This window comes from Dietzia sp. DQ12-76 (genome assembly GCF_014145045.1).
In the GTDB taxonomy this organism is placed as follows: domain Bacteria; phylum Actinomycetota; class Actinomycetes; order Mycobacteriales; family Mycobacteriaceae; genus Dietzia.
Genome location: NZ_JAALDV010000077.1, coordinates 1 through 7,207, shown reverse-complemented (window position 1 = coordinate 7,207; position 7,207 = coordinate 1). Strand labels below are relative to the sequence as shown.

9 protein-coding genes are annotated in these 7,207 nt (G+C 69.1%); 8 read left to right on the top strand and 1 reads right to left on the bottom strand.

Annotation, left to right across the window (positions count from 1 at the left end; translation table 11 throughout):
• The 8 genes from G6019_RS03845 to G6019_RS03810 all read left to right on the top strand — a co-directional run.
• On the top strand, window positions 1–184 hold a 184-nt coding region (locus G6019_RS03845), incomplete at its 5' end, for a CinA family protein (protein WP_182627062.1).
• A 16-nt stretch (window positions 185–200) separates the two neighbouring features.
• Complete coding sequence (locus tag G6019_RS03840) at window positions 201–539, top strand: helix-turn-helix domain-containing protein (protein ID WP_107756596.1); 339 nt, start codon at window positions 201–203, stop codon at window positions 537–539.
• A gap of 97 nt (window positions 540–636) precedes the next feature.
• Window positions 637–1,464 (top strand): PspA/IM30 family protein, encoded by an 828-nt coding sequence (locus G6019_RS03835; RefSeq protein ID WP_107756595.1) that lies wholly within the window; start codon window positions 637–639, stop codon window positions 1,462–1,464.
• Between the two features lie 70 nt (window positions 1,465–1,534).
• Window positions 1,535–1,729 (top strand): DUF3046 domain-containing protein, encoded by a 195-nt coding sequence (locus tag G6019_RS03830; RefSeq protein WP_107756594.1) that lies wholly within the window; start codon window positions 1,535–1,537, stop codon window positions 1,727–1,729.
• Window positions 1,730–1,951: 222 nt separating this feature from the next.
• Window positions 1,952–3,058 carry a recombinase RecA gene (recA, locus tag G6019_RS03825; protein WP_017836921.1) on the top strand — a complete coding sequence of 369 codons (1,107 nt, stop codon included), beginning with the start codon at window positions 1,952–1,954 and terminating at the stop codon, window positions 3,056–3,058.
• A complete protein-coding gene (locus G6019_RS03820; protein WP_182612468.1) occupies window positions 3,058–3,666 on the top strand; it encodes a regulatory protein RecX in 609 nt (202 codons plus the stop codon). Before recA ends, G6019_RS03820 begins: the two co-directional genes overlap by 1 nt.
• 80 nt (window positions 3,667–3,746) lie before the next feature.
• Window positions 3,747–5,270, top strand: coding sequence for a tRNA (N6-isopentenyl adenosine(37)-C2)-methylthiotransferase MiaB (gene miaB / locus G6019_RS03815; protein WP_309230147.1), 1,524 nt, complete (start codon window positions 3,747–3,749; stop codon window positions 5,268–5,270).
• Window positions 5,258–5,830 (top strand): Rv2732c family membrane protein, encoded by a 573-nt coding sequence (locus tag G6019_RS03810; RefSeq protein WP_107756591.1) that lies wholly within the window; start codon window positions 5,258–5,260, stop codon window positions 5,828–5,830. The genes miaB and G6019_RS03810 overlap by 13 nt, the downstream gene beginning before the upstream one ends.
• Before the next feature lie 77 nt (window positions 5,831–5,907).
• Here G6019_RS03810 and G6019_RS03805 read toward each other — a convergent pair.
• Window positions 5,908–7,207: DUF349 domain-containing protein (locus G6019_RS03805; RefSeq protein ID WP_194305427.1), on the bottom strand; the 1,300-nt coding region annotated here is incomplete at its 5' end.

Below are 7,207 nucleotides of genomic sequence, written 5' to 3'. Positions count from 1 at the left end.
CCGGCAGGAGGGGCATCCGGTAGGGACCGTCTACCTGGGGTTCTGTGCACCGGGACTCGCTCCGTGGTCGACGGAGCTGGAACTACGAGGCGGCCGCGACGCGATCCGCCGGGCTGCTTGCGACGCGGCCCTCGACCGGCTGGTGGGGATCGTCGGCTACCGCGGGAACGAATCGGGCGCATGAGGCGTTGTACCCCGTGATGCCGAACATCCAGATGACCACGCTGCCCCACCCGGACCACCGGAGCGGCCCCCCGTTGCTCCGGGAGACCCTCGGGACGGTGCTCCGCGGACTGAGGGGCGAGACGGGACGGACCCTGAGGGACGTCGCGGACGCGGCCCGGGTGAGTCCCGGGTACCTCTCCGAGATCGAGCGCGGACGCAAGGAGGCCTCGAGTGAGCTCCTCGCGTCGATCTCGGGCGCTCTCGACGTGTCCCTCGGGGAGATCCTGATCAGGGCCGCCGTCCAGGTCTCGCCCCCGGGCACCGTCCCGGCCCCGGGGACCGTGTCACCGCGGGAACCGGTCCTCGCGGCCTGAATCCCGCCCCGGCAACGCCCGGTGGTCGCTCCCCGGCGTAGTTCGGTACCGTGGTAACGACCCGTCGTCCGAATCGGCAGAAGGACACTACGCAGCGATGGCCAATCCGTTCACCAAGGCATGGCGCTACCTCATGGCGTTGTTCGATTCGAAGATCGACGAGAATGCTGACCCCAAGGTCCAGATCCAGCAGGCGATCTCGGACGCACAGCGCCAGCACCAGCAGCTGTCCCAGCAGGCGGCCGCCGTGATCGGCAACCAGCGGCAGCTGGAGATGAAGCTCAACCGGCAGCTGGCCGACATCGAGAAGCTGCAGGGTTCGACGCGGCAGGCGCTCCAGATGTCCGAGCAGGCCCGCCAGAACGGTGACGCCCAGAAGGCGACCGAGTACGAGAACGCCGCGGAGGCGTTCGCCGCCCAGCTCGTCACCGCCGAGCAGAACGTCGAGGACCTCAAGGGTCTGCACGACCAGTCGCTCCAGGCCGCGGCCCAGGCCAAGAAGGCCGTGGAGCAGAACGCGATGGTCCTCCAGCAGAAGGTGGCCGAGCGGACCAAGCTGCTCAGCCAGCTGGAGCAGGCCAAGATGCAGGAGCAGGTCAGCGCGTCGCTGCAGTCGATGTCCGAGGTCTCCTCCGGAGGAAACACCCCGAATCTCGACCAGGTGCGGGACAAGATCGAGCGGCGGTACGCCAACGCCCTCGGTTCGGCCGAGCTCGCCCAGAACTCCGTTCAGGGCCGGATGCTCGAGGTCGAGCAGGCGTCCACGCAGATGGCCGGGCACAGCCGTCTCGAGCAGATCCGCGCGTCGATGAAGGCGGAGGGTGGCCAACTCGGGCAGGGCACCGGTTCGGCGTCCCAGCTCCCTCAGGGGCAGCCCCAGGCCGCGACGTCGCCGGAGCAGCAGGCGCAGACCGAACAGCAGTGAATCGTGCGAGGACGGGCCGCCGGTGAGGACGCCGGCGGCCCGTCCTCGTCCGTCGTGAAAGGGTGGGCACGTGACTCTGACGGAGTTCAGGGCCCGGACCGTCGAGGCCTTCGGGGACCTGCGAGCCGATCATCTCGTACGTTCCCATCACCTCGGGGCGTTCGACGGACGCACGGCGGAGGAGGCCATCGACGCCGGCGCCCCGGTCAAGCAGGTCTGGTTGGCCCTGTGCGCCGAGTTCGAGGTTCCCGACTCGTTACGTTGACACCCGGGCGGCGTGTCGTTGCCCCTCGAACACGCGTTCGCCTATAGTCGGGGCACGTGATGACGGGAGTGCCCGTCCACAGGGCGCCGTCCCTCCACAGTGAAGGGGTGCCGGGCTCGCGCGAGTCGTTCGTGTCGTACCCGACCCGTAGCGTCCGCGAGAGAGCAGACCACACAGACCATCCGGCACGACACCGGTGGTCGAGCACGAACGGAGAACATCATGGCCCCCAAGAACACCGCCAAGTCGGGAACCCGGACCGGCGTCGCCCCGAATCGGGAGCAGGCACTGGAGCTGGCGCTCGCCCAGATCGACAAGGCCTACGGCAAGGGGTCGGTCATGAGGCTCGGGGACGACACCCGCCCGCCGGTCCAGGTGATCCCCACCGGCGCCCTGTCGCTCGACGTCGCACTCGGAGTCGGCGGGTTCCCCCGCGGGCGCGTCGTGGAGGTCTACGGTCCGGAGTCGTCGGGTAAGACCACCGTCGCACTGCACGCCGTGGCCAATGCGCAGGCCGCCGGTGGTATCGCCGCGTTCATCGACGCGGAGCACGCACTGGATCCCGAGTACGCCCGCAAGCTCGGTGTGGACACGGACAACCTCATCGTCTCCCAGCCGGACACCGGCGAACAGGCGCTCGAGATCGCGGACATGCTGGTCAGGTCCGGATCCATCGACATCCTGGTCGTCGACTCCGTCGCGGCGTTGGTGCCGCGGGCGGAGATCGAGGGCGAGATGGGCGACAGCCACGTGGGACTCCAGGCCCGCCTGATGAGCCAGGCGCTCCGGAAGATGACCGGTGCGCTGCACAACACCAACACCACCGCCATCTTCATCAACCAGCTGCGCGAGAAGATCGGGGTGATGTTCGGCTCGCCCGAGACCACCACCGGCGGTAAGGCGCTCAAGTTCTACGCCTCGGTCCGCCTGGACGTGCGCAGGATCGAGACCCTGAAGGACGGCGCGGATGCGGTGGGTAACCGCACCAAGGTCAAGGTGGTCAAGAACAAGATCGCCCCGCCGTTCAAGATCGCGGAGTTCGACATCCTCTACGGGGAAGGCATCAGCCGCGAGGGATCGCTGATCGACATGGGCGTGGAGAACGGGTTCGTCAAGAAGTCGGGTTCCTGGTTCACCTACGGTGCCGACCAACTGGGGCAGGGCAAAGAGAATGCCCGCCGGTATCTGAAGGAGAACCCCTCGGTTCGCGATGAGATCGAGCGGAAGATTCTCGACAAGCTCAACATCGGGGCCGGTGCGGAGCTCGCGGAGATCGAGGCGGAGGCAGATGAGGACGCACCCATCGACGTGGTGCCTGTCGAGTTCTGATGAGTGTCCGGGAGCCTGATTCCGACGAGCGGGTGCGGCGGATCACATCGGAGCAGCTACGCGCGGCGATCGCCGCGGTGGAGGCCAGGTCGTCAGGGAGCTCGGATCTGCCACCGTTGGCGCCCGAGGCCCACGACGCCGCGACTGCGGCCCTCCGACTCCTGCGCCACCGTCCCCGTAGCGAACACGAACTCCGCGAGAGGCTTCTGGGTAAGGACCACGCGCCGGCCGCCGTGGACGCAGCGCTGGCCAGGGTCCGGGTCTGGGGCCTGGTGGACGACGCCGAATTCGCATCGGAATGGGTCAGAGGCCGCCGACGCCGACGCGGACGGTCGCGTGGCGCCCTCGAGCGGGAGCTCCGCGAGAAGGGTGTCGCCGAGGCCCACATCGCCAGGGCGGTCTCCCACATCGACGAGTGCGACGAGCATGACCACGCCGCCGAGCTGGTGCGGGCGCGGCTCGCGCGCCGGCCGACCGGGTCCCGTCGCGCCGCCGACCTCCAGGGGGAGCGGCGCAGGTTGGTGGCGTTCCTCGGACGTCGGGGTTATCCGACGGGGTTGGCGATGACGGTGGTCGATGCCGAATTGGCGGCCCAGGTGTCGCCCTGAGTACCCTGGCCTGCGTGGATACTCTCGTGACCGACCAGCAGACGACCGCCGGAGACGCCGGTGTCGAGCGTGTCGAGCGTGTGGAGGGGCGCACCTATCAGGTGCGGACCTTCGGATGCCAGATGAACGTCCACGACTCGGAGCGGCTCTCGGGTGTACTCGACGAAGCGGGATACGTCCCGTTCGAGGGCGAGGCGGATCCCGTACGGGGCGCACTGCCGGACCTCGTCGTGTTCAACACCTGCGCCGTCCGTGAGAACGCCGATAACCGCCTCTACGGCACGCTCGGCCATCTGCGACCGTGGAAGGACGCCAACCCGCGGATGCAGATCGCAGTCGGGGGCTGCCTCGCGCAGAAGGACAAGGACGTGGTGGTCTCGCGGGCACCGTGGGTCGACGTCGTCTTCGGCACCCACAACCTCGGTCACCTCCCCACCCTGCTCCAGCGTTCGCGCCACAACGAACGAGCCGAGGTGGAGATAGCCGACTCGCTCCAGCACTTCCCGTCAACCCTCCCCGCGACTCGCGAGTCCGCCTACGCCGGCTGGGTCTCCGTGTCGGTCGGCTGCAACAACACCTGCACCTTCTGCATCGTCCCGTCCCTCCGCGGCAAGGAGGTGGACCGGCGTCCCGGAGAGGTACTCGCAGAGATGCGGGCGCTGGCGGACGAGGGTGTCCTCGAGGTCACCCTGCTGGGTCAGAACGTCAACGCTTACGGGCGCTCGTTCCACGACCCTGCCGAGCCGTCCGACAGGGGAGCCTTCGCGAAGTTGCTGCGCGCTGCCGGTCGGGTCGAGGGAATCGAACGGATCCGGTTCACCTCGCCCCATCCGGCGGAGTTCACCGACGACGTCATCGAGGCGATGGCCGACACCCCCGCCGTGTGCCCACAGCTGCACATGCCCCTGCAATCGGGCTCGGATCGTGTGCTCCGGGCGATGCGGCGGTCGTACAGGTCGGAGCGCTTCCTCGGCATCCTGGACAGGGTGCGTGCCGCGATGCCGCACGCGGCCATCACCACGGACATCATCGTCGGTTTTCCCGGCGAGACCGAAGAGGACTTCCAGGCCACTCTCGACGTCGTCGAGAAAGCACGCTTCACCAGCGCTTTCACGTTCCAGTACTCACCGCGACCGGGGACGCCGGCGGCGACGATGGACGAGCAGATCCCCAAGTCCGTGGTGCAGGAGCGCTACGACAGACTGATCCGGCTCCAGGAGCGGATCACCCTCGAGGAGAACGAGAAGCAGGTCGGTCGTGAGGTCGAGCTGCTCGTCACGGCGGACCAGGGGCGAAAGGACGCCGCGACCGCTCGGATGACCGGCCGGGCCCGCGACGGCCGCCTGGTGCACTTCGCCCCGGTGGGGGAGCACGCCGGGCGGATCCGTCCCGGCGACGTGGTCACCACCCGAGTCACCTCGGCGGCACCACACCACCTGCTCGCCGATGACGGAGTGCTGACCCTGCGGACGACCAGGGCGGGCGACAGGCACGAAGCCGGTGAGAAGCCGGAGACGCCACCGATCGGGGTGGGGCTCGGACTGCCCACCCTGCGGAGGGCCGCCGACACCCCCGACACCACCCCGAAGGGATGCCCCACGTGAACACCGCTGACCGCCCCGACCCGATCGAAGGGATTCTGGAGTCCGGCACCGTCAACTCGGAGCTCCGTCAGAAAGATCGGGTCCTGGGCCACACTCTCGTGATCGGCAAGGCCTATCTGGCGTCGGCTCTCCTGATCGTGCTGCTCGCGGCCGCACTGGTGTTGCCCCACAGTGACGGGGTGCGCGGTCTTGATGTGTTGTTCTTCACCGAAGCGGCCCGGGCCCAGGAGACGTCGCTGCCGTCCCACGTGTTCGTCCTCATCTATTCGGCCGGTGCCATCCTGTTCGGCGCGGTCATGATCATCACCCAGAAGTGGTGGGCGGCGGGGATCGCGTGGGGCGCGAGTTGTGTCGCCGCCGTCTACGGGATGCTCGCGATCTGGCTGCGCCAGTCCGGGCGAGGACCCGACCCGGATTTCCGGGACTTCGGGGCCCCCGGGATCGGGATGTACGTCAGCGTCATCCTGGTGCTGCTGCTGGTGATGACACTGGCGGGCGTGCTGTGGGCGCGGACGCCGGAGCAACGAGAGCTCGAGGACTCGCTGCGCCACCGCGAGTGAACCGGAGCCCCACCGTTCAGGGGGTCCTGCTCACGTCTCCCGCCTCAGAGGCGGGGCTCAACTGACGATCGTCGTGCTCAGCGGGTGTCGACAGCGTTCTCGGCGGCCTCTGCCCACTCCCTCCACTGCGTGGCCTGCGCGCGGGCCTTCTCCGCATCCTTCGACCTGCCCGCGGCTTCGGCCTTCGCCGCCTGCTCTTCGAAATCGTCCACGCGCACCCAGAACTGGGCGGCGCGGGCCTTGGCCTCGGGGTCGGTCCGTCGCCACTCCGCGTCCGCCGCATCGGACACGGACCTCTCCAGCGCCCGGATCCTTCCCTCGAGCTCTCCCATCCGCTCCCGCGGGACCTTGCCGATCTCCTCCCAGCGGGTCTGGAGTTCCCGCAGGGCCGTGCGCGCGGCGGTGAGGTCCTTCTGGGGATCGATCCGGCCCGCGTAGTCGGCGAGCAGCGCCTCTTTCGCATCCGCGTTGCCGGCGAACTCGGCGTCCCTCTCGGCGGCCGCGGCATGGCGGGCGTCGAAGAACGTGTCCTGGGCCGCCTTGAACCGCTTCCACAGCGCGTCATCGGCCTCGCGGGGTGCGCGGCCCGCGGCCTTCCACTCGTCCATGAGCCGCCTGAACGCGGTCGCCGTGTCATTCCAGTCGGTCGAGCCCGAGATCGCCTCGGCGCGCTCGACCAGCTCTTCCTTGACCCGCTTCACCGATGCCCGATTGCGGTCCAGTTCCGCGAAGTGCGAACCCCGGCGACGGTTGAACGCCTCGCGCGCCTTGGAGAAGCGCTTCCACAGGGCGTCGTCGGTCTTGCGATCGATACCTCGGATGGTCTTCCACTCGTCGAGGATCTCCCGCAGGCGATCGCCGGCGGCCTTCCACTGGGTGGAGGACTCCCCGATCTCCTCGGCCTCGACGGCCAGCGCCTCCTTGCGTGCGATCGCGGTCGCGCGTTCCTCCTCCTTACGGTGGCGCGCCTCGGCCTCGACGGCGCCGGACCGTTCGATCACTGTCACCAGCCGGGCCGCGAGGGTGTCGAGATCGCCCACCGCGGCCGCGGTCGGGAGCTGTTCGGCGAGCGTTTCGGCGGACGCGCGCGTCTTGCGCGCGTCCTGCGGGTGAGACTCGAGACGGGCCTCGAGGAGCATGACCTCGGCCACCAGATCGTCGTACCTGAGGCCGAAGTGTGCCAGGCCCTCTTCCGGAGCGCCGGCCTGCCAGGATCCCACCTGCCGCTCTCCGTCGGAGGTCTTGACGAACACCGCGCCGGAGGCGTCGACCCGTCCCCACTCGGACGGGTCCGACGCCCGGGCGATCCGCGTATCCGGGGTCGCCGACGCCCGCGGTCCAGCCTTCCGGGCGAGGGCGGCGGGCGAGGGCGCACCG

Bases quoted from the DNA above. Each gene is read 5' to 3' on its own strand.
- recA (WP_017836921.1), top strand. From the start codon at position 1,952: ATGGCCCCCAAGAACACCGCCAAGTCGGGAACCCGGACCGGCGTCGCC.
- G6019_RS03810 (WP_107756591.1), top strand. From the start codon at position 5,258: ATGCCCCACGTGAACACCGCTGACCGCCCCGACCCGATCGAAGGGATT.
- G6019_RS03820 (WP_182612468.1), top strand. From the start codon at position 3,058: ATGAGTGTCCGGGAGCCTGATTCCGACGAGCGGGTGCGGCGGATCACA.
- G6019_RS03840 (WP_107756596.1), top strand. From the start codon at position 201: ATGCCGAACATCCAGATGACCACGCTGCCCCACCCGGACCACCGGAGC.
- G6019_RS03835 (WP_107756595.1), top strand. From the start codon at position 637: ATGGCCAATCCGTTCACCAAGGCATGGCGCTACCTCATGGCGTTGTTC.